The sequence below is a fragment of the Pseudomonas sp. BC42 genome (genome assembly GCF_021560055.1).
Taxonomy (GTDB): Bacteria; Pseudomonadota; Gammaproteobacteria; order Pseudomonadales; family Pseudomonadaceae; genus Aquipseudomonas.
The window spans coordinates 4,973,527-4,994,893 of record NZ_CP091067.1; the positions used below are offsets into that span (position 1 = coordinate 4,973,527).

24 protein-coding genes are annotated in these 21,367 nt (G+C 63.0%); 2 read left to right on the forward strand and 22 right to left on the reverse strand.

The genetic code is table 11. The features are described from left to right. Position 1: 1 nt before the first annotated feature. From ccmI to ccmA, 9 genes are all read right to left on the reverse strand, one after another. Complete coding sequence (gene ccmI / locus L1O02_RS22350) at positions 2–1,207, reverse strand: c-type cytochrome biogenesis protein CcmI (protein WP_235758738.1); 1,206 nt, start codon at positions 1,205–1,207, stop codon at positions 2–4. Continuing rightward, positions 1,204–1,674 (reverse strand): cytochrome c-type biogenesis protein, encoded by a 471-nt coding sequence (locus L1O02_RS22355; RefSeq protein ID WP_060838165.1) that lies wholly within the window; start codon positions 1,672–1,674, stop codon positions 1,204–1,206. The genes ccmI and L1O02_RS22355 overlap by 4 nt, the downstream gene beginning before the upstream one ends. After that, positions 1,671–2,207, reverse strand: coding sequence for a DsbE family thiol:disulfide interchange protein (locus tag L1O02_RS22360; protein ID WP_108544781.1), 537 nt, complete (start codon positions 2,205–2,207; stop codon positions 1,671–1,673). The genes L1O02_RS22355 and L1O02_RS22360 overlap by 4 nt, the downstream gene beginning before the upstream one ends. After that, on the reverse strand, positions 2,204–4,192 hold the full coding sequence (locus L1O02_RS22365; RefSeq protein ID WP_108544780.1) for a heme lyase CcmF/NrfE family subunit: 1,989 nt from the start codon (positions 4,190–4,192) through the stop codon (positions 2,204–2,206). The genes L1O02_RS22360 and L1O02_RS22365 overlap by 4 nt, the downstream gene beginning before the upstream one ends. Positions 4,193–4,195: 3 nt before the next feature. Next, positions 4,196–4,651 (reverse strand): cytochrome c maturation protein CcmE, encoded by a 456-nt coding sequence (ccmE, locus tag L1O02_RS22370; RefSeq protein WP_016965417.1) that lies wholly within the window; start codon positions 4,649–4,651, stop codon positions 4,196–4,198. Further along, on the reverse strand, positions 4,648–4,824 hold the full coding sequence (gene ccmD / locus L1O02_RS22375; RefSeq protein WP_060838162.1) for a heme exporter protein CcmD: 177 nt from the start codon (positions 4,822–4,824) through the stop codon (positions 4,648–4,650). The genes ccmE and ccmD overlap by 4 nt, the downstream gene beginning before the upstream one ends. Further along, entirely contained in the window at positions 4,821–5,576 is a 756-nt protein-coding gene (locus L1O02_RS22380; RefSeq protein WP_060838161.1) for a heme ABC transporter permease, read from the reverse strand. Before L1O02_RS22380 ends, ccmD begins: the two co-directional genes overlap by 4 nt. Before the next feature lie 78 nt (positions 5,577–5,654). Continuing rightward, positions 5,655–6,323, reverse strand: a complete 669-nt coding sequence (gene ccmB / locus L1O02_RS22385; RefSeq protein WP_060841898.1) for a heme exporter protein CcmB — start codon at positions 6,321–6,323, stop codon at positions 5,655–5,657. Beyond that, entirely contained in the window at positions 6,320–6,901 is a 582-nt protein-coding gene (gene ccmA / locus L1O02_RS22390) for a cytochrome c biogenesis heme-transporting ATPase CcmA (protein WP_233789185.1), read from the reverse strand. Before ccmA ends, ccmB begins: the two co-directional genes overlap by 4 nt. 250 nt (positions 6,902–7,151) lie before the next feature. On the opposite strand from ccmA, the gene L1O02_RS22395 reads away from it, so the two are divergent. Beyond that, entirely contained in the window at positions 7,152–8,741 is a 1,590-nt protein-coding gene (locus L1O02_RS22395) for a flagellar hook-length control protein FliK (RefSeq protein WP_108544779.1), read from the forward strand. After that, positions 8,738–9,067, forward strand: coding sequence for an EscU/YscU/HrcU family type III secretion system export apparatus switch protein (locus L1O02_RS22400; RefSeq protein ID WP_060838159.1), 330 nt, complete (start codon positions 8,738–8,740; stop codon positions 9,065–9,067). The genes L1O02_RS22395 and L1O02_RS22400 overlap by 4 nt, the downstream gene beginning before the upstream one ends. Before the next feature lie 57 nt (positions 9,068–9,124). On the opposite strand, the gene L1O02_RS22405 is transcribed toward L1O02_RS22400, so the two are convergent. The 13 genes from L1O02_RS22405 to flhF form a co-directional block, all read right to left on the reverse strand. After that, positions 9,125–9,517 carry a DUF2802 domain-containing protein gene (locus L1O02_RS22405; RefSeq protein WP_016965424.1) on the reverse strand — a complete coding sequence of 131 codons (393 nt, stop codon included), beginning with the start codon at positions 9,515–9,517 and terminating at the stop codon, positions 9,125–9,127. Then, positions 9,518–10,000 (reverse strand): chemotaxis protein CheW, encoded by a 483-nt coding sequence (locus L1O02_RS22410; RefSeq protein WP_011060011.1) that lies wholly within the window; start codon positions 9,998–10,000, stop codon positions 9,518–9,520. Between the two features lie 79 nt (positions 10,001–10,079). Continuing rightward, positions 10,080–10,982: a CheW domain-containing protein gene (locus L1O02_RS22415; RefSeq protein ID WP_060842824.1), complete on the reverse strand. Its 903-nt coding sequence runs from the start codon at positions 10,980–10,982 to the stop codon at positions 10,080–10,082. An 84-nt stretch (positions 10,983–11,066) separates the two neighbouring features. Then, entirely contained in the window at positions 11,067–11,855 is a 789-nt protein-coding gene (locus tag L1O02_RS22420) for a ParA family protein (RefSeq protein ID WP_047302706.1), read from the reverse strand. A 50-nt stretch (positions 11,856–11,905) separates the two neighbouring features. Beyond that, positions 11,906–12,790, reverse strand: coding sequence for a flagellar motor protein MotD (motD, locus tag L1O02_RS22425; RefSeq protein WP_060842822.1), 885 nt, complete (start codon positions 12,788–12,790; stop codon positions 11,906–11,908). Between the two features lie 2 nt (positions 12,791–12,792). Beyond that, a complete protein-coding gene (locus L1O02_RS22430; RefSeq protein ID WP_016963185.1) occupies positions 12,793–13,533 on the reverse strand; it encodes a flagellar motor protein in 741 nt (246 codons plus the stop codon). Next, the gene (locus tag L1O02_RS22435; protein ID WP_060838156.1) at positions 13,533–14,648 is read right to left on the reverse strand and encodes a chemotaxis response regulator protein-glutamate methylesterase; all 1,116 of its coding nucleotides are present in this window, start codon (positions 14,646–14,648) and stop codon (positions 13,533–13,535) included. The genes L1O02_RS22430 and L1O02_RS22435 overlap by 1 nt, the downstream gene beginning before the upstream one ends. Before the next feature lie 47 nt (positions 14,649–14,695). Next, positions 14,696–16,981, reverse strand: a complete 2,286-nt coding sequence (locus L1O02_RS22440; RefSeq protein ID WP_108544778.1) for a chemotaxis protein CheA — start codon at positions 16,979–16,981, stop codon at positions 14,696–14,698. Positions 16,982–16,993: 12 nt separating this feature from the next. Beyond that, a complete protein-coding gene (locus L1O02_RS22445) occupies positions 16,994–17,782 on the reverse strand; it encodes a protein phosphatase CheZ (protein WP_047284566.1) in 789 nt (262 codons plus the stop codon). Positions 17,783–17,812: 30 nt separating this feature from the next. Then, positions 17,813–18,184, reverse strand: coding sequence for a chemotaxis response regulator CheY (locus L1O02_RS22450; RefSeq protein ID WP_003183998.1), 372 nt, complete (start codon positions 18,182–18,184; stop codon positions 17,813–17,815). 165 nt (positions 18,185–18,349) lie between these two features. Beyond that, entirely contained in the window at positions 18,350–19,090 is a 741-nt protein-coding gene (gene fliA / locus L1O02_RS22455; RefSeq protein ID WP_011060003.1) for an RNA polymerase sigma factor FliA, read from the reverse strand. Then, positions 19,087–19,917, reverse strand: coding sequence for a flagellar synthesis regulator FleN (fleN, locus tag L1O02_RS22460; protein WP_016963180.1), 831 nt, complete (start codon positions 19,915–19,917; stop codon positions 19,087–19,089). Before fleN ends, fliA begins: the two co-directional genes overlap by 4 nt. A 118-nt stretch (positions 19,918–20,035) precedes the next feature. Continuing rightward, entirely contained in the window at positions 20,036–21,358 is a 1,323-nt protein-coding gene (gene flhF / locus L1O02_RS22465) for a flagellar biosynthesis protein FlhF (RefSeq protein ID WP_060838154.1), read from the reverse strand. Positions 21,359–21,367: the final 9 nt, after the last annotated feature.

Below are 21,367 nucleotides of genomic sequence, written 5' to 3' on the forward strand. Positions count from 1 at the left end.
GTTATTGATCCGGACTGTCGATGGTCAGCTGTTGCGCGACGGTGGTGCTGCTGGGCAATGGCTGGCTACGCCCAACCCACTCGCCGGACGTTGGCTTGCCGGCGCGGGAAATGCGCGCAACCAGTTGGACTTCAGGGAAGTTCGACAGTTTCAACTGCGGCATCATCGCGTCGCTATCGCCCAGCTCGACCGTAGCCGGCAGGTCGGCCACGGTCAGGCGCTTGGCCGCCAACGGGGCGGGCGGCCCCTGGGTGGCACGGGCGAAGATGAACACGCTGTCGCCCGGCTGGACCTTGTCCTTGAGCTGCGCAGCCAGATCGACGCGAACCTTGAGCAAGGCGCCCTTGGCCTGAACCGCCGGCTCGGTCGCAACCTTGCCTCCCGCGGCCACCAGCTTCTCGCTGGCCCGTTCGATCCCGCCCTGCAGCGCTGCGCGGGAATTGTCGTCCGGCGGCAGTTGCGCCTGCAGCCGTTTCCAGTAGTCGATGGCGTCCTGGTAGCGCCCGCCTTCGAAGGCGGCGATCCCCAGCAGCCCGAGGCTGGTGACTTCGTTGGGATCGGCTTTCAGCGCTTCGTCGGTCAGGCCCTGGACCTTGTCCGACCATTGCTTGTTGTCGGCGAAGTACTGGGCCTGGGCCCATTGCCCCAAGAGCTCGGGCTGGCGGCCGGCCACGGCCACGGTGCGTTCGAAGATCTTCGCCGCGTCCGCCGGGCGATCCTGGGCCATGTAGGTGCGCCCGAGGAAATACAGACCTTCGGCAGAGTCCGGCTGGGCCGCCACCGCGCGCTCCAGGCGCCGGGTCATTTCCTCCATGGACTGCGGCGCCTGGGCAAACTCCCGGGTCAGCTCAACCTTGTCGCTGGCGCCAAAATGCAGGTACAGCCCCAGCCCCAGCACCGGCACCAACAGCGCCGCCAGCAACGGCAACGGCTTGCCCAGGCGCGAGCTGCGCAGCGGAGCGCTGCCTTCGGTGTCCGCCAGCAGCTCGCGAGCCGCTTCGGCGCGTCCGGCGTCCATCTGTTCGGCACTGAGCACGCCTTCGGCTTGCTGACTGTTGAGCTCGGCCACTCGTTCTTCATAGAGCGCCACGTTCAGCGCGGTACGATCCTCTTCACGCTGGGCACGACGCTCGCGCAATACCGGGATCAACAGGAAACTCAGGGCGATCAGGAGCAGCAGGCCTGCTGCAAGCCAGAAATCAATCATGGGTGGTTTTTATCCAGCAGTTGGTCGAGGCGCTGACGCTCTTCGACGGAAAGCGTGTTCGGGCTGTCACGAAGCTCGACGCGACGACGCCGGACAATCACGGCAATGATCACCAGACCGCCCAGCAGCAGCCCGGCGGGACCGAACCAGAGCAGCGCGGTCTTGCCGGTCAGGGCCGGCCGGTAGCGCACGAAGTCGCCGTAACGGTCGACCATGAAGTCGATGATCTGCTGATTGTCCTTGCCCTCGCCGAGCATGCGGAAAATCTCTTTGCGCAGGTCGGCGGCAATCGGCGCGTTGGAGTCGGCGATGTCCTGGTTCTGGCACTTGGGGCAGCGCAGTTCCTTGGTCAGTTGGTGGAACCTTTCGCGGTCGGCGTCGCTGGCGAACTGATAGGTATCGATAGCGGCGTGGGCCACGCCGGCGATGCTCAGGCCCAGGATGGCGGCGGCTAACCAGCGCTTCATGGCTTGGCCTCATCGACCAGGGCCTGGTACTTGGCGGCCAGCTGTTCGCGCCACACCACTTCGTCGATCACCCCGACGAACTTGTCGCGGATGATGCCCTTGGCGTCGATGAAGAAGGTTTCCGGAGCGCCGTAGACGCCGAGGTTGAGCCCCAGGGAGCCCTCCTCGTCGCGCACGTCCAGCAGGTAGGGGTTGTGGAACTCGGCCAGCCACTTCAGGGCGTCGGCGTTGACGTCCTTGTAGTTGATGCCGTAGATCACCACGCCCTTCTCGGCCAGCTTGTTCAGCACCGGGTGCTCGACCCGGCAGGAAATGCACCAGGTGCCCCAGACGTTGACCAGCGCCGGCTTGCCCAGCAGGTCGGCACGGGTCAGGGTCTTGTCGCCCTGCACCGACGGCAGGGAGAACTCCGGGAACGACTTGCCGATCATTGCCGATGGCAGCTCAGCCGGGTCCAGGTACAACCCGCGATAGAGAAACACCGCCACCACCAGGAACACCGCCAGGGGCAACATCATCATCCAGCGTCTCATGCCGTAGCTCCTGTCATGCCCAGTGCTTCGCGCACGCGGCTTTTAACCTTGATCCGGTAACGCCGGTCCATGGCCGCCAGCAAGCCACCGAAACCGGTGAGCAGGCCGCCGAACCAGATCCAGCGCACGAACGGCTTGACGTGCACCCGCACCGCCCAGGCGCCTTCACCCAGGGGTTCGCCCAGGGCCACATACAGGTCACGGGTGAAACCGGCATCGATCCCGGCCTCGGTCATCATCGAGCTCTGCACGGTGTACAGGCGTTTTTCCGGGTGCAGCACCGCTACCTCCTTGCCATCGCGCACCACACGCACGGTGCCCTTGTCGGAAGTGAAGTTCGGCCCTTCGAAATGCTTGGCACCCTCGAAGATGAAGTGATAGCCGGCCAGCTCCATGGATTCACCCGGTTCCAGGCGCAAGTCGCGCTCGGCGCTGTTCTGGCTCGACAGCACCACGCCCAGGGCACAGACGGCGATGCCCAGGTGCGCCAGTTGCATGCCCCAGTAACTGCGGGTCAGGCCTGGCAGGCCCTTGACCAGGCCCTTGTGCCGGGTCTTGTCGAAGATGTCGCGTACCCCGGCCAGCAGCACCCAGGCCGCCAGCAGGAAGGTCGCCAGCACCGCCCAGTTGAAATCGCCGTAGGCAATGCCCGCCACCACGGCCAGGGCCACGCTGCCCAGCAACACCGGACCGAGCATGCCCATCAGCCATTTCACCGGGGTGTCTTTCCAGCGCACCAGCACGCCCACCGCCATCACCACCATCAGCAAGGCCATCAGCGGAATGAACAGCGCATTGAAGTACGGCGGGCCCACCGACAGCTTGGCGCCGGTCAGGGCGTCCAGCACCAGTGGGTACAGAGTGCCCAGCAGAATCATCGAGGCCGCCACCACCAGCACCAGGTTGTTGCCCAGCAGCAGGGTTTCCCGGGACCACAGGTTGAAGCCCACATGGCTCTTGACCACCGGCGCGCGCAGGGCGAACAGGGTCAGCGAGCCCCCCACCACGAACAGCAGGAAAATCAGGATGAACACCCCACGCTCGGGATCCGCGGCAAAGGCGTGAACCGAGGTCAGGACCCCGGAGCGCACCAGGAAGGTACCCAGCAGGCTCAGGGAGAAGGCCGCAATCGCCAGCAGCACGGTCCAGCTCTTGAATACACCGCGCTTTTCCGTGACCGCCAGGGAGTGGATCAGCGCCGTGCCCACCAGCCAGGGCATGAACGAAGCGTTTTCCACCGGGTCCCAGAACCACCAGCCGCCCCAGCCGAGTTCGTAGTAGGCCCACCAGGAGCCCAGGGTGATACCGATGCCGAGGAAGGCCCAGGCGACGATGGTCCAGGGCCGCGACCAGCGGGCCCAGGCGGCGTCCAGGCGACCGCCCAGCAAGGCCGCGATGGCAAAGGCGAAGGCCACCGAGAAACCGACGTAGCCCATGTAGAGCATCGGCGGGTGAACGATCAGGCCGATGTCCTGCAGCAGCGGATTGAGGTCACGGCCATCGGCCGGCACCTGCGGCAGGATCCGCGCGAACGGGTTGGAAGTGACGATCAGGAACGACAGGAAGCCGGTGCTGATCAGCCCCATCACCGCCAGCACCCGGGCCAGCATCACCTGGGGCAACTGGCGCGAGAACACCGACACGGCGAAGGTCCAGCCACCGAGGATCAGCGCCCAGAGCAGCAGCGAACCTTCGTGGGCGCCCCAGACGGCACTGAACTTGTAGTACCAGGGCAAGGCGCTGTTGGAGTTGTGGGCCACATAGGCCACCGAGAAGTCGTCGGTCATGAAGGCATGGGTCAGGCAGCCGAAGGCGAATACCAGGAAGGCGAACTGCCCCCAGGCCGCCGGCTGGGCCAGGCTCATCCACAGCCGGTCGCCGCGCCAGGCCCCCAGCAGCGGCAGCACGGCCTGGACCAGGGCAAAGCACAAGGCGAGGATCATCGCCAGTTGGCCGAGTTCAGGAATGAACAGTGCGGAACTCATGGCTTAACCCTCTTTCGCTGGTGTCGGTGCCGACTGGCCGCTGTCTTTCAACGCCTTGGTGACTTCCGGCGGCATGTACTTCTCGTCGTGCTTGGCCAGCACTTCATCGGCCACCACCACACCGTCGGCGTTGAGCTTGCCCAGAGCGACGATGCCCTGCCCTTCGCGGAACAGGTCCGGGAGGATGCCACGGTAGGTGATGGTCACCGACTTGTTGAAGTCGGTGACCACGAACTTGACGTCCAGAGAGTCGGCGGAGCGTTCCAGGGAACCGGCCTGGACCATGCCTCCGGCACGAATCCGCGTGTCCAGCGGCGCTTCGCCGTTGGCGATCTGGGTCGGGGTGTAGAACAGGTTGATGTTTTCCTTCAGCGCGCTGAGGGCCAGGCCAACGGCGATGCCGACGCCCACCAGGATCGCCAGGATGATCAAAAGACGCTTTTTACGCAGCGGATTCACTTACCGTTCTCCCGGCGCAGACGACGCGCCTCTTGTTGCAGATAACGCTTGCGCGCCAGGATCGGCTCCGCCACGTTGATGATCAGGACTGCCAGGCAGATGCCATACGCCGACCAGACATAGAGGCCGTGATGGCCCATGGCGAGAAAGTCGCTGAAGGATGCAAAGCTCATCGAACAGTCTCCAGACAACCTTGGACTTCGGCCTTGACCCAACTGGCCCGGGCTTCGCGCTTGAGCACTTCCAGGCGCATGCGCAGCAACAGCACGGCGCCGAAGAAGCAGTAGAAGCCCAAGGCGGTGAGCAGCAGCGGCAGCCACATTTCCACCGGCATCGCCGGTTTCTCCGTGAGGGTGAAGGTGGCGCCCTGGTGCAGGGTGTTCCACCACTCCACCGAGTACTTGATGATCGGGATGTTCACCACACCGACAATGGCCAGTACCGCGCAGGCCTTGGCGGCGCTGTCACGATTGCTGATGGCGTTGCCCAGGGCAATCAGACCGAAGTACAGAAACAGAAGAATGAGCATCGACGTAAGTCGTGCATCCCAGACCCACCATGAGCCCCAGGTCGGCTTGCCCCAGATGGCCCCGGTCACCAGTGCCACGGCGGTCATCCAGGCACCGATCGGCGCCGCGCATTGCAGCGCCACGTCCGCCAGCTTCATCTTCCACACCAGGCCAACCACGCCGCAGACCGCCAGCATCACGTAGCAGGACTGCGCCAGCATCGCCGCCGGGACATGAATATAGATGATGCGGAAGCTGTTGCCCTGCTGGTAGTCCGGCGGCGCGAAGGCCAGGCCCCAGGCCACGCCGACAGCAATCAGCAAGACCGCCGCGACGCTGAGCCAGGGCAGCATTTTTCCGCTGATGCCATAGAACCATTTAGGCGAGCCGAGCTTGTGAAACCAGGTCCAGTTCATTCGTTGTTTCCATCACGGTTGCTCTTCGCTCTCACGAACAGCCAGGGTCTTTACTGGTCAAAAAACAACCAGACCTCATTATTCGCCGACGCTGATCTTCAGGCCAGCAGCTATTGCAAAGGGTGTAAGGGTCACTGCCAGGGCGGTCAGGCTCCCAAGCCACAGCAGATAACCTGTCGCCGGCATGCCCTGCAGTGCCGCCTGCAGGGCGCCACTGCCGAGAATCAGTACCGGGATGTACAAAGGCAGGATCAGCAACGCCAGCAGCAAGCCACCGCGCTTCAATCCCACCGTCAGTGCTGCGCCCACTGCGCCCAGCAGGCTCAGCACCGGAGTGCCCAGCAGCAGTGACAGCAGCAACACCGGCAGGCAGGCGGTAGGCAAGCCGAGCATCAAGGCCAGCAAGGGTGCAAGCAATACCAGTGCCAGGCCGGAAAAGGCCCAGTGTGCCAGTACCTTGGCCAAAACCAGAAGAGGCAGGGGGTGCGACGAAAGGACCCACTGTTCAAGGGATCCGTCCTCGAAATCACTGCGAAAAAGCCCGTCCAGCGAGAGCAGGACGGACAATAAGGCCGCTACCCAGACCAGCCCCGGTGACAAGGTTTGCAACAGATTTGTCTCAGGTCCCACGGCCAATGGGAACAGTGCAACGACGATGGCGAAGAACACCAGGGGGTTGGCCAACTCCGCCGGGCGTCGGAACAGCAAGCGCGCCTCACGGGCCAGCAATTGGGCAAAGACGCTCATGCCGCCCACCGTCCCAGGTCCAGATCGCGGTAGCCCGACGGCATGCGGGTCAGACTGTGGTGAGTGGTCAGGACCACCATGCCGCCGCGTTCGCAATGATTGGCCAGGTGCTCCTCGAGCTGGGCCACCCCCTGTTTGTCCAGGGCGGTGAAGGGTTCGTCGAGGATCCACAGCGGCGGGCCGTCCAGATACAGCCGGGCCAGGGCCACACGGCGCTGCTGGCCGGCGGACAGGGTGTGACAGGCGACGTCCTCGAAACCGCGCAGGCCGACGGCCGCCAGGGCCTGCCAGATAGCCTCGCGCGTGGCCGGCTGGTGCAGGGCACAGAGCCAGTTGAGGTTTTCCTCGGGAGTCAGGACATCCTTGATTCCGGCGGCGTGGCCAATCCACAACAGGTTGCGCGCCAGTTCGGCACGCTGGCCATGCAAGGGCTGGCCATTGAGTAGTACCTGGCCAGCAGTGGGTTGCATCAGGCCGGCGAGCAAACGCAGCAGGCTGGTCTTGCCACTGCCGTTGGGACCGCTGATCTGCACCATGTCTCCGCCGGTCAGACGCAACTCCAGGTGTTCAAACAGCATCCGCCAGTCGCGCTCACAAGAGAGTGCTACGGCTTCGAGAAGAGGGCTGGTCAAGGGATGGTGGGCCTTCACGGGTTCAAGTCGGCAGTGGCGCGGCCGTTAAAGGGATGCAGAATAAATGCATTGGCGGCCAGTTCTAGAGAGCTGCGTCAAACATTTGCAATGTTTTCCCCACTCCCCCAAAGACGGGCGGCATTATACATGCGAAGCCCTACTCTCAAGAGGGCTAATTTCCACAGGTTGTGTCCGAATGACTGGCGAAATAAACATCCTGCCGCTGCCCCAGGCGCCCGCCCCCGGCCCCTCGCGCCCTCAGCCGATCAGCGGCGAACTGCTCAAGCTGGTGCCGCCCCTGGAAGGCTTGATTGCCGCCGGCCAGAGCGCCAAGGCCGAAGTGCTGTCGCTCAAGCAGACCGACCAGACCTTCCAGCTGCTGCTCAAGGTGACCCTGGACAATGGCCGGCAAACCACCGTGCAGGCCACCAGCAGCCAGCCCTTGCCCCAGGGCACCAGCCTGGCGGTGATCCAGCCTTCGGCCGGCAACCTGGCGATCACCGTGCAGCAGGCCATTGCCTCCAGCGTCGCCGCCCTGACCCGCCTGGACACCAGCCAACTGCCTCCAGGCACCCTGCTCCAGGGCAAGGTCCTGACGAGCCAGCTCCTGCCCCAGGGCAGCAACCAGCCAGCGATCTACCGCTCTCTGGTCAGCCTGCTCAATACCGCTCAAAGCGGCGCCACCTTGAGCATCGACAGCCCGCAGCCGCTGCGTATCGGCAGCCTGCTCAGCGCCCTGGTCTCGGATGCGCAGACCCTGAACTTCGTCCCCCTGGGCAACCGCCAGGAACAACTGGCCATCGCCGCACAACTGGCCAGCCAGCAAAGCCGCCAGGGCTCCCTGAACGGACTGATCAACCTACTGCAGAGCCTGCCCGCCGACAGCGAACTGTCCACTTCATCGGCCGACCTGCGGGCCGCCGTGGAACGCTTGCTGGCCGGCTTGCCGGACCAGCAGCAATTGAGCACCTCGCGCGGAGTGGCCCAGGCCCTGCTGGGCAGCGGTCTGTTTCTGGAAGCCAAGCTGCTGGCCGGAGCCAATCCCGCTCAGACGCCCGACCTGAAGGCCGACCTGCTGCGCCTGATCGCCCAGTTGACCCCGGGATTGCCCTCCTCCAGCAGCTTCAATGCGATCATCGCCGCCAACACCCTGGCGCAATCGCTGCCGAGCTTCGTGCGCAGCGCCCTGGGCACCCTCGGCCAGGTCAGCGCCAAGACACCACCCGGCGGCTTCCCACTGCCGGAACGACTGCTGCAAAGCCTGGAAGGCGAAGGCGATCTGCAACATTTGCTGCGCCTGGCGGCGGCGGCGGTATCACGCCTGCAAAGCCACCAGCTGGCGAGCCTGGAACAGAGCGGCCTGACCGATGATGGCCGAAAACTGACCACCTGGCAGTTGGAGATCCCCATGCGCAACCTGCAGGACATCGTGCCCTTGCAGGTCAAGCTGCAACGGGAAGAAGCGCCGGATCCCGAACCTGAACCCTCGCACAAGCGTGAAGAGCGTCCGTCCAAGCAGGCGCTGTGGCGGGTCGACCTGGCGTTCGATCTCGACCCGCTAGGCCCGCTACAGGTCCAGGCGCAACTGATTCAAGGGCGCCTGTCCAGCCAGCTGTGGGCCGAGCGGCCCTACACGGCAAGCCTGATCGAGAGCCACCTGGGCCACCTACGCGAACGCCTGCTGGCCTCGGGACTGGATGTCGGCGATCTGGACTGCCACCTGGGCATCCCGCCCCGGGGTCCGCAAACCCGATTGGAACAACGCTGGGTCGACGAAACCGCATGAAAGACTCTCCACCACCGCGCCAGGCCATTGCCCTCAAGTACGACGGCCAGCAAGCCCCGACCCTCACCGCCAAGGGCGACGATGAACTGGCGCAAGCCATCCTGAAGATCGCTCGGGACTATGAAGTACCGATCTATGAGAACGCCGAACTGGTGAAACTGCTGGCACGCCTGGAACTGGGCGAGAGCATTCCGCCGGAGCTGTACCGGACCATTGCCGAAATCATCGCCTTCGCCTGGAACCTCAAGGGCAAGTTTCCGGCCGGACATGATCCGCAACAGGTCGAACAGGAGAAGGACATCACGGAGGGCAGCTACAAGCTGTAAGCCGCAAGCTTCAAGCTGGAAACTTGCAGCTGACGGCTTGCAGCTTGCCGCTGAAGCTCAACCTTTGTGCAGCTTGCTGACCAGTTCCGCCTCGGCCTGGGTCAGGCCGCAGGACTGGGTCAGTTCGTCGACGCTGGCACCCATGCCCACCAGGCGCGCGGCCTGGGCGAAGGACAGGCTGGAGGGGTCGCGCTGCTCCAGCTGGGCCAGTTTGTCCGGCAACGGCGCCACCACCGCCCGCAGTTCATGCAGATCCTCGCCCATGCGCACCGTACCGTTCTGGTAATGGTCGACACGCTTGGCCAGCTCCTTGATCCGCTGATCGCGCACGGCATCGCCTTCGGCTTGCTGGGCGGCGATCTGCCGCTGATTGCGGGTGTACGACAGAAACAGCGCCACAGTGGCGACCCAGAGGATCGCCAGGACAATCACCGCTACCTCGAGGATCAATCAGATACTCTCCAGTTCCGACCATTCCTCTTCGCTCATCATCTTGTCCAGCTCGACCAGAATCAGCAGTTCGCCGTTCTTGTTGCAGACGCCTTGAATGAACTTGGCCGACTCTTCGTTACCCACATTCGGTGCGGTTTCGACTTCCGACTGACGCAGGTAAACCACTTCCGCCACGCTGTCGACCATGATCCCGACCACTTGCTTGTCGGCTTCGATGATGACGATCCGGGTGTTGTCATTGACTTCGGTGGGCACCAGGCCGAAACGCTGGCGAGTATCGATCACGGTGACCACATTGCCGCGCAGGTTGATGATCCCCAGCACGTAGCTCGGAGCACCCGGCACCGGAGCGATCTCGGTGTAGCGCAGCACTTCCTGGACGCGCATCACGTTGATGCCGTAGGACTCGTTATCCAGCTTGAAGGTGACCCATTGCAGGATCGGATCTTCGGAACCCTGTGCAGACGACGACTTATTCATACCCTGACCCCTCAAAAAACCGTTGAAAACGGCGTGTGTTCTGTGTGGCTGCGCCCAACGGACGCCGCCTGTGTTTGCTTCACTTCGGCTTGTGGGCCGCTTGACTGATAGCCAGCTGCTTGGCACCACCGGTGGCGATCAACTCCGCCAGTTCGGCCACGTCGAGCAAGGCGCACATGTGTTCGATCACGGTGCCGGCGAGCCACGGGCGTTGGCCACGATGACTGCGCCACTTGATTTCGTTGGGGTCCAGGCGCAACGAACGGCTGACCTGATGCACCGCCAACCCCCACTCATAGCCCTGGACCGAGATCACGTACTGCAGGCCCTGGCGGAAATCATCACGGTAACGATCCGGCATGACCCAACGGGCGGTATCCAGCACTTTCAGGTTACCGGCCTGGCTCGGCAGGATACCGAGGAACCACTCCGGCTGACCGAACAGCGGCGTCAGTTCCTGCCCTGCCAAAGAATAGATCGACCCCAGGCACACCAGCGGCACCGCCAGGGTCAGCCCGGCGACATCGAACAACAGGCATTCGAAAGGCTCTGCCGCCCAGCTGGGACGGTCGCTGCCGGTGACCGGCGGCGGTGTATTGCTGGGTGGCAGGTGCACTTCGACCACCGGCGGAACCAGCGCCTGAAGCATCGGCACCACGGGGGAAATCGAAGTCAGCACCGGCGGCGGTGCTTCCAGAACGGCCGGCGCCGGCATCGACTCCGCCACCCGGGCGACGGGAGCCGCCTGCTGCTGAATCAGCGCATCCCGCGCCTGCTCTTCCAGCACTGCTGCCTGGAACTCGTCCAACACCTCGGTGCCGGCCTCGGGCGTGACCAGCGGAGCTGGCGGCGTGACCTCGACGGCAACCGCAACGGCAGGCTCCGGAGCCAGTTCTTCTTCGGTGGCGTCCTGCAGCAAAGCGTCCAGGTACGACTGCAGCGCCAGTTGGGGCCGGCTCTTGATATCCAGAGGACGGTTCATAAGGATACCCACGCGAAAACCTCGACACAGTGACCTGTGGAGGTTATCGGCCAGGCCGTCGGGCGACTTGAATAAGCCTTCACGTCAAGCCACCTGCGCCACGAGCTGCTGGGCCAGCAAGTGCTTGAGCAAGGCCTTGTAGGCCAGTACGCCGCGACTCTTGCCATCGAACTGGGAAGGAGTGACCCCAGCCCGGCTGGCGTCCCGCAGGCGGGTATCCACCGGGATGTAGCCTTGCCAGATTTCGTCGGGAAACTTGTCCCGCAGGATCCGCAGCGTGCCCAGGGATGCCTGGGTCCGTCGATCGAACAGGGTCGGCACAATGGTGAACGGCAGTGGCTGCTTGCGCGAGCGGTTGACCATCGCCAGGGTGTTGACCATGCGCTCCAGCCCCTTGACCGCCAGGTGTTCGGTCTGCACCGGGATCACCAACTGCTGGCTGGCCGCCAGGGCGTTGACCATCAACACGCCGAGCAACGGCGGGCTGTCGATGACCGCATAGTCGAAATCCTGCCACAGCTGCGCCAGGCTCTTGGCGATCACCAGGCCCAGGCCGCTCTGCCCCGGCGACTGGCGTTCGAGGGTGGCCAGGGCGGTGCTCGACGGCAACAGGGAAATGTGTTCATGGCTGGTGCCCAGCAGCAGCTGGCCCGGCAGGTCCTGGGGCACGTTGCCCTTGTGCAGGAACAGATCGTAGCTGCTGTGCTCCAGGCTGTCCGGGTCGTAGCCGAAGTAGCTGGTCATGGAACCGTGGGGGTCGAGATCGACCACGACCACGCGCTTGCCCGCCTCGGCCAGCAAGCCGGCTAAAGCGATGGAACTGGTGGTTTTACCAACACCACCCTTTTGATTGGCGACTGCCCAGACTCTCATTCGGTTGGTTCCTCCCGCCCGGCCACAGCAGGGCGAGACATAGCGCTAAGTTATAAAGCGGGTGACGGAGAATTGACGGCGCTTCCCTGTACCGGCGTTTTGACCGGGGTTGGTGCAGTTTGTGTGCCAGCACGCTTGAGTGCCGCATCCGGTGTTGCATTGGCGGTGCCGGTGCCGGTCAGGCTGCGCCGCACATCGAGATTGCGCGACACCACCAGCACCACCCGCCGATTGCGTGCCCGGCCTTCGGCAGTGGCGTTGTTGGCCACCGGCTGGAACTCGCCATAGCCCACGGAGGCCATCCGCGCCGGATTGACACCCTGCATCGCCAACATGCGCACGATGCTCGCCGAGCGAGCCGAGGACAGCTCCCAGTTGGTCGGGTATTGCGCGGTCTGGATCGGCTGATTGTCGGTGAAGCCTTCGACATGGATCGGGTTGTCGAAGGGTTTGAGGATCTTCGCCACCTTGTCGATGATGGTGAACGCCTGGTCGCTGGGCATGGCGTCGCCACTGCCGAACAACAGGCTGGAGTTGAGTTCGATCTCCACCCACAACTCGTTGCCGCGCACGGTCATCTGGTTCGAGCTGATCAGATCGCCAAAGGCCGCGCTGATGTCATCGGCGATGCTCTTGAGCGGATCGCTGCCAGCGGAAATCCCGGCGTCGGTCTGCTCGCTGTCCTTGACCAGAGGCTTGGCCGGGGTCACGGTCTTGGGCCGCTCATCACCGATGGGAATCGGCTTGAGGCTGCGATCGGAGTCGGTAAAGACCCCGATCAGCGCCTCGGAAATCACCTTGTACTTGCCCTCGTTGATCGAGGAGATCGAGTACATGACCACGAAAAACGCGAACAGCAGGGTGATGAAGTCGGCGTAGGAAACCAACCAGCGTTCGTGGTTGACGTGTTCTTCTTGCTGGCGACGACGAGCCATAGTCAGTCCATGAAGCCTTGCAGCTTCAACTCGATGGAGCGGGGGTTTTCGCCTTCGGCGATCGACAGGATGCCTTCGAGCAGCATTTCCCGGTAACGGGACTGGCGCAGGGCGATGGACTTCAGCTTGGCGGCGATCGGCAGCAACACCAGGTTGGCGCTGGCCACCCCGTAGATGGTGGCGACGAACGCCACGGCAATGCCGCTGCCCAGTTGCGACGGATCGGCCAGGTTGCCCATGACGTGGATCAGCCCCATGACCGCACCGATGATGCCGATGGTCGGCGCATAGCCGCCCATGCTCTCGAAGACCTTGGCGGCCTCGATATCACGACTTTCCTGGGTGTAGAAATCCACTTCGAGGATGCTGCGGATGGCTTCCGGCTCGGCGCCGTCCACCAACAGCTGCAGGCCCTTGCGCGAATAGGTGTCCGGCTCGGCATCGGCCACGCCTTCCAGGCCCAGCAGGCCCTCCTTGCGCGCGGTCAGGCTCCAGTTGACCACCCGGTCGATGCCGCCGGGCAGATCGACCCGCGGCGGAAACAGGATCCACACCAGGATCTGCATGGCTCGCTTGAAAGCGCTCAACGGCGACTGCAGCAAGGCCGCACCGATGGTGCCACCGAGCACGATCAGTGCGGCCGGGCCGTTGGCCAGTGCCGACAGGTGACCACCTTCCAGGTAGTTGCCGCCGATGATGGCGACAAACGCCATGATGATCCCGATTAGGCTGAGCACATCCATCAGAGACAGGCCTCGACCAGATGCCGGCCGATGTCGTCCAGGCTGTACACCGCGTCCGCCAGGTTGGCTTTGACGATGGCCATGGGCATGCCATAGATCACGCAGCTGGCTTCATCCTGGGCCCAGACCGCGCTGCCGCCCTGCTTGAGCAGGCGGGCGCCTTCGCGACCGTCGGCGCCCATGCCGGTGAGGACCACCGCCAGAACTTTGTCGCTGTAGGACTTGGCCGCAGAACCGAAGGTGATGTCCACGCACGGCTTGTAGTTCAGACGCTCATCGCCAGGAAGAATCTTCACCGCGCCACGACCGTCGATCATCATCTGCTTGCCGCCCGGCGCCAGCAGCGCCAAGCCTGGACGCAGGATGTCGCCATCCTCGGCTTCCTTGACGCTGATGCGGCAGAGCTTGTCCAGACGCTCGGCGAAGGCCTTGGTGAAGGCCGCCGGCATGTGCTGGATCAGCACGATGGGGGCCGGGAAGTTGGCCGGCAGCTGGGTCAGGACCCGCTGCAGGGCCACCGGGCCACCGGTGGACGTACCGATCGCCACCAGCTTGTAGGCCTTGCGCTTGGGCGCCGGCGATGCCGGACCTGGAGCCGCTGCCGGAGCGCGGACCGGAGCCGGTGCTGGCGCCGGGCGCGCACCGCCGAAGCTCGACGGAGTCGGAGCCGGTGCAGCCGGTTGCGGCGCCGGAGCGCTGTAGCTGCTGAAACGACGATTGCTGCGCGAGATGCTGTGGACTTTCTCGCACAGCAGCTGCTTGACCTTCTCGGGATTGCGCGAGATGTCTTCGAAATTCTTCGGCAGGAAATCCACGGCCCCGGCATCCAGCGCATCGAGGGTCACTCGAGCGCCTTCATGGGTCAGGGAAGAGAACATCAGGACCGGCGTCGGGCAGCGCTGCATGATATGCCGTACTGCGGTGATGCCATCCATCATCGGCATCTCGTAGTCCATGGTGATCACGTCCGGCTTGAGCGCCAGGGCCTGATCGATCGCCTCTTTACCGTTGGTCGCCGTACCGACGACCTGGATATTCGAATCCGCTGAAAGAATTTCCGAGACGCGGCGGCGGAAAAAACCCGAATCGTCCACCACCAGGACTTTGACTGCCATAAACACTCCGTTAGGTGGGGCGAGGCCAACCGCCCCTCCCCGCCGAATCAAATACGCCGTGCGGCGTAACGCTTGAGCATGCTCGGAACATCGAGAATCAGAGCGATGCGGCCGTCACCGGTAATGGTGGCGCCGGACATGCCTGGGGTTCCCTGAAGCATTTTGCCCAAGGGCTTGATGACCACTTCTTCCTGGCCCACCAGTTGATCGACGACAAAGCCGATCCGCTGGGTGCCCACCGAAAGGATCACTACGTGGCCTTCACGCTGCTCTTCATGAGCGGCGGAACTGACCAGCCAGCGCTTGAGGTAGAACAGGGGCAATGCCTTGTCACGCACGATCACCACTTCCTGGCCGTCCACCACATTGGTGCGGGACAGGTCGAGGTGGAAGATTTCGTTGACGTTGACCAGCGGGAAGGCGAACGCCTGGTTGCCCAGCATCACCATCAGGGTCGGCATGATCGCCAGGGTCAACGGCACCTTGATGACGATCTTCGAACCCTGGCCCTTGGTCGAGTAGATGTTGATCGAGCCATTGAGCTGGGAAATCTTGGTCTTCACCACGTCCATGCCCACGCCACGGCCGGAGACGTCGGAGATCTCGGTCTTGGTGGAGAAGCCCGGGGCGAAGATCAGGTTGTAGCACTCGGTGTCGCTCAGGCGGTCGGCGGCGTCCTTGTCCATCACGCCGCGCTTGACGGCAATGGCTCGCAGAACGTTGGGGTCCATGCCCTTGCCGTCGTCGGAAATCGACAGGAGGATGTGGTCACCTTCCTGCTCCGCCGCCAGCACCACTTTGCCGCCACGGGCCTTGCCCGAGGCTTCGCGCTCTTCCGGCGATTCGATGCCGTGGTCCACCGCGTTGCGCACCAAGTGCACCAGCGGGTCGGCCAGGGCCTCTACCAGGTTCTTGTCGAGGTCGGTTTCTTCCCCCACCAGTTCCAGGTTGATCTCTTTCTTGAGCTGCCGGGCCAGGTCGCGAACCAGACGCGGGAAGCGCCCGAACACCTTCTTGATCGGCTGCATGCGGGTCTTCATCACCGCGGTCTGCAGGTCGGCGGTCACCACGTCAAGATTGGACACCGCCTTGGACATGGCTTCGTCGCCGCTGTTCAGGCCCAGGCGCACCAGACGGTTACGCACCAGCACCAGCTCGCCGACCATGTTCATGATTTCGTCCAGGCGCGCGGTATCGACCCGCACCGTGGTTTCCGCTTCGCTGGCCGGTTTTTCCGCTGGCGGCGCCGCTGCGGCACGAGCCGGTGCCGGCGCTGCAGCCGCAGCCGGCTTCGGCGCTTCGGCCTTGGCTTCGGCCTTGGCTTCGGGCTTCTTGGCCACGGGTTTGGCGACGGCGGCGCTGGTTGCTGCAGCCGGAGCCGGGGCAACTGCCGCTGCAGGTTTCGCCGCACCCGGGGCTTCAGAGAACTTGCCCTTGCCGTGCAGCTCATCCAGCAGGGATTCGAATTCGTGGTCGGTGATCAGGTCGCTACCGGCTGCTGCGGCGCTGGGCGCCTGCGCGGCAGGCACCGCGGCCACTGCTGACTCCAGTGCGTCCACGGCAAAGTTGCCCTTGCCATGCAACTGGTCCAACAGGGCTTCAAATTCGTCATCGGTGATTTCGTCGCCAGCCGCAGCAGCACCAGCGGCAGCAGCTGGCGCTGCGGGAGCTACGGCATCGGGAGCGAACTGCCCCTTGCCATGCAGCTGGTCCAGCAGGGACTCGAACTCGGCATCGGTGATCTCATCGCTGGCAGGCTCGCCCTCGGCCACCGGTGCGGCAGCAGGCGCAGCCTCGGCGTCGGCCTTGGCGGCATTCAGCGAGTCGAGCAAGAGTTCGAATTCGTTATCGGTGATATCCCCTGATGAGGCCTCAGCCTCGGGTTCAGGCTCGGCAGCGACTTCGGCCACTTCTTCGACCGCCGGCGCTGCAGGTTCGGCACCGGCAGGCTCGGCCAGACGCGCCAACGCGGCCAGCAGTTCCGGTGTCGCAGCAGTGATTTCGGTGCGCTCACGGACCTGGCTGAACATGCCGTTCACCGCGTCCAGCGCCTCGAGCACCACGTCCATCAGCTCCGAATCGACTCGTCGCTCACCCTTGCGCAGGATGTCGAAGACGTTCTCGGCGATGTGGCAGCACTCCACCAGCTCATTGAGCTGGAGGAAGCCGGCGCCCCCTTTAACAGTGTGAAAACCGCGAAAAATTGCATTGAGCAGGTCCGCATCGTCCGGTCGGCTTTCCAGCTCGACCAGTTGTTCGGACAGTTGCTCTAGAATCTCGCCGGCCTCAACCAGGAAATCCTGAAGGATCTCTTCATCGGCGCCGAAGCTCATTAATGGGTGCTCCTAGAATCCAAGGCTGGAAAGCAAATCGTCTACATCGTCCTGACCGGACATAACGTCTTCCCGTTTATCGGCATGAATCTGCGGACCTTCACCCTTGGCGAGATGTTTTTGCGGATCTTTTTCCGCGAGGATCGATTCACGGTCATGTTCGATACCGGCGAAGCGATCGACCTGGCTGGCCATCAAGACAAGTTTGAGCAGATTGCTTTCGACTTCAGTGACCAACTGGGTCACACGCTTGATCACCTGACCGGTCAGGTCCTGGTAATCCTGCGCCAGCAGAATGTCGTTAAGGTGGCCGGAAACGGTGCGGGTTTCCTGCTCGCTGCGCGTCAGGAAACTGTCGACCCGGCGCGCCAGTTCGCGAAACTCTTCAGCACCGACCTCGCGCCGCATGAAGCGCCCCCAATCTGCGCTCAGGGCCTGGGCTTCAGTGCTCAGGCCATTGACCAGCGGGGTGCTGCTCTCTACCAGGTCCATGGTGCGGTTGGCGGCGGCTTCCGTGAGCCGGACCACATAGGACAGGCGCTCAGTGGCATCCGTGATCTGTGAAACTTCCTCGGCTTGCGGCATGTGCGGGTCAATCTGGAAATTGACGATCGCGCTATGCAACTCGCGGGTGAGCTTGCCCACTTCCTGATACAGGCCGCGGTCACGGGTCTGATTGAGCTCATGGATCAATTGCACCGCTTCGCCGAACTTGCCCTTTTCCAGGCTTTCGACCAGTTCCAGCGCATGTTTTTTCAGGGTCGACTCAAAGTCGCCCAGTGAAGATTCGTTATGCTCCATAGCTCCCCCGTGGCGGAATGGCTACGTACATCAACCGATGCGTTCGAAGATCTTTTCGATCTTCTCTTTCAACGCCTGAGCCGTGAATGGTTTGACTACATAGCCGTTAACGCCGGCCTGGGCAGCTTCGATGATCTGCTCGCGCTTGGCTTCCGCAGTCACCATCAACACCGGTAGGTGCTTGAGCTTTTCATCGGCACGCACGTGGCGCAGCAGGTCGATCCCGGTCATGCCCGGCATGTTCCAGTCCGTTACCAGAAAGTCGATGCTCCCGCTGTTGAGTACCGGAATGGCGGTAGTGCCATCGTCGGCCTCGACCGTGTTGGTGAAACCCAGATCACGCAACAGGTTTTTTATGATCCGCCGCATCGTTGAAAAGTCATCAACGATGAGGATTTTCATGTTCTTGTCCAATTCGACCTCCAAGCAGTCTTAAACGCATCCAGCACCTGAACGCGCCATTCAATCAATTCGGCATAACACACAACGACTGCATGGAGCACATACTGCAAGACCGGCGCAGCGCTTGCCTTACCGGTCCCGATCGCAGTGTCCCCACACTGCCTGTCAGCGCGCTCGCCACTCCCCCAAACGCCCCCGCAAACGGGCCGCGCACTGGCTGTGTAACTGGCTGACCCGCGATTCGCTGACCCCCAGGACCTCACCGATTTCCTTGAGATTCAGTTCTTCGTCGTAGTACAGCGCCAACACCAGTCGCTCGCGCTCCGGCAAATTGGCAATCGCATCCGCCAAGGCAGCCTGGAAGCGTTCATCCTCCAGGTCCCGTGACGGCTCGAGATGAGCACTGGCGCCATCCTCATGCAGCCCTTCATGTTCGCCGTCCTGCAACAGGTCGTCGAAACTGAACAGGCGGCTGCCCAAGGTGTCGTTCAAAATCCCGTAATAATCGTCGAGACTCAATTGAAGTTCGGCCGCAACTTCGTGATCTTTAGCGTCACGACCGGTTTTAGCTTCAATTGCACGAATGGCATCGCTGACCATGCGTGTATTACGGTGCACCGAACGCGGTGCCCAGTCGCCTTTGCGAACCTCGTCGAGCATCGCCCCGCGGATACGGATACCCGCATAGGTTTCGAAACTCGCCCCCTTGCTCGCGTCGTACTTGGTCGACACTTCGAGCAAACCGATCATTCCGGCCTGAATCAGGTCTTCCACCTGAACACTGGCCGGCAACCGCGCCAGCAAGTGATAGGCAATGCGCTTGACCAGAGGCGCGTAGCGCTCGATCAATTCATATTGGCTGTCACGTGCCGACTTCTTGTAGAGGTTGTAGCCGCTGGCAGTCATAGCACCGGTCCCGCTGTTTGATGCACTAGGCGCTCGACAAAAAACTCCAGATGCCCGCGTGGGTTCGCCGGCAACGGCCAGGTATCGACTTTTTGCGCGATGGCCTTGAACGCCAATGCACACTTCGAACGAGGAAAGGCTTCATAGACCGCACGCTGCTTTTGCACGGCCTTGCGCACGCTTTCGTCGTAGGGAACTGCGCCGACGTATTGTAAGGCCACGTCCAGAAAGCGATCCGTGACCTTGGTCAATTTTGCAAACAGGTTGCGCCCTTCCTGAGGGCTTTGGGCCATGTTGGCCAGGACCCGGAAACGGTTCATGCCGTAGTCGCGGTTGAGCAACTTGATCAGCGCATAGGCATCGGTGATCGAAGTCGGTTCGTCGCAGACCACCAGCAACACTTCCTGGGCCGCGCGTACAAAACTGACTACCGAGTCACCAATACCCGCAGCGGTATCGATCACCAGCACATCGAGGTTGTCGCCGATGTCGCTGAAGGCCTGGATCAGGCCGGCATGCTGGGCGGGACTCAGGTGCACCATGCTTTGGGTGCCGGAGGCGGCCGGGACGATACGGATACCGCCGGGGCCCTGGAGCAGCACATCGCGCAACTCACAGCGCCCTTCGATGACATCCGCCAGGGTGCGCTTGGGTGTAAGGCCCAGCAGGACATCGACGTTGGCCAGTCCCAAGTCGGCGTCCAGCAGCAAGACCCGCCGGCCGAGCTCAGCCAGAGCCAGGGACAAGTTCACTGACACATTAGTCTTGCCGACGCCACCCTTGCCGCCGGTCACCGCAATCACCTGTACGGGATGCATGCTGCCCATGTTCTTTCTTTACCTTGTCTTACTTAGACGGGGCCACATAACTGGCTGCGCGTTCACCGTTGGAACAATGCATGGCAGACCATCGATGTAGATACACTGCAATCTTTTCATGTCTAACTCAGCCGACCCGCTTGGTCGGGCTGTGGTAGAGGTCAGCGAACATATCGGCCATGGCTTCTTCGCTGGGTTCTTCCTGCATCTGCACGCTCACTGCGCGGCTCACCAACTGATGCCGGCGAGGCAGGTGCAAATCGTCAGGAATCCGCGGGCCGTCGGTCAGATAGGCGACCGGCAATTCATGACTGATGGCCAGGCTCAAGACCTCGCCAAGACTGGCTGTTTCATCCAGTTTAGTCAGGATGCAACCGGCCAGACCGCAGCGCTTGTAGCTGTGGTAGGCGGCGGTCAGCACCTGCTTCTGGCTGGTGGTCGCCAGCACCAGATAGTTCTTCGCGCGGATCCCGCGACCGGCCAGGCTTTCCAGCTGCATGCGCAATGCCGGATCGCTGGCCTGCAGGCCGGCGGTGTCGATCAGCACGACGCGCTTGCGCAGCAGCGGGTCCAGCGCCTGGGCCAGGGATTGGCCAGGATCAACATGGGTCACCGAGACATTGAGGATACGCCCCAACGTCTTGAGCTGCTCCTGGGCGCCGATACGGAAGCTGTCCATGCTGACCAGGGCAATGTTCTGTGCGCCGTACTTGAGTACATAGCGTGCGGCCAGCTTGGCCAGGGTGGTGGTCTTGCCCATGCCGGCGGGGCCGACCATGGCGATTACGCCACCTTCTTCCAGGGGCTCGACTTCCGGCGTCAGGATCATCCGCGCCAGGTGCGCCAGCAGCATGCGCCAGGCCTGGCGCGGCTCGTCGATATCGGTGATCAATGCCAGCAGATCACGGGCCAGCGGACCGGACAGGCCGATGCGCTGCAGACGGCGCCAGAGGTTGGCCTGCTCCGGACGACTGCCCTGCAATTGGCTCCAGGCCAGGGAACCGAGCTGCACTTCCAGCAGCTCGCGCAGGCCGTTGAGCTCGAAACGCATCGAGTCCAGCGCACGGGAATCCGCAGCCGGTGCGACTGGCGCCGGGGCCGGACGCGGACGCTCGGTCAGGGTCGGCTCGATCAGCGGTTCGGCAGCGGTCAGCGGCAGGCCGGCGAACAGCTGGCGATTGGTGATCGAGGCGTTGTCGCCCTCGCCCCGCAGGCTCAGTTCGGCCTGGGCGGTGACGATCCGCGACTGAGTCTTGCGCAGCTCGTCCTCAAGCTCCATGTTCGGAACCCGTGGTGACAGGGCCGACAACTTGTAATCCAGGGCAGCCGTCAGCTCGACCCCGCCGGCAATCCGCCGGTTACCGATGATGGCAGCTTCAGCGCCCAACTCATCACGAACCAGTTTCATGGCCTGACGCATATCGGCGGCGAAAAAACGCTTAACTTGCATAACCCACTA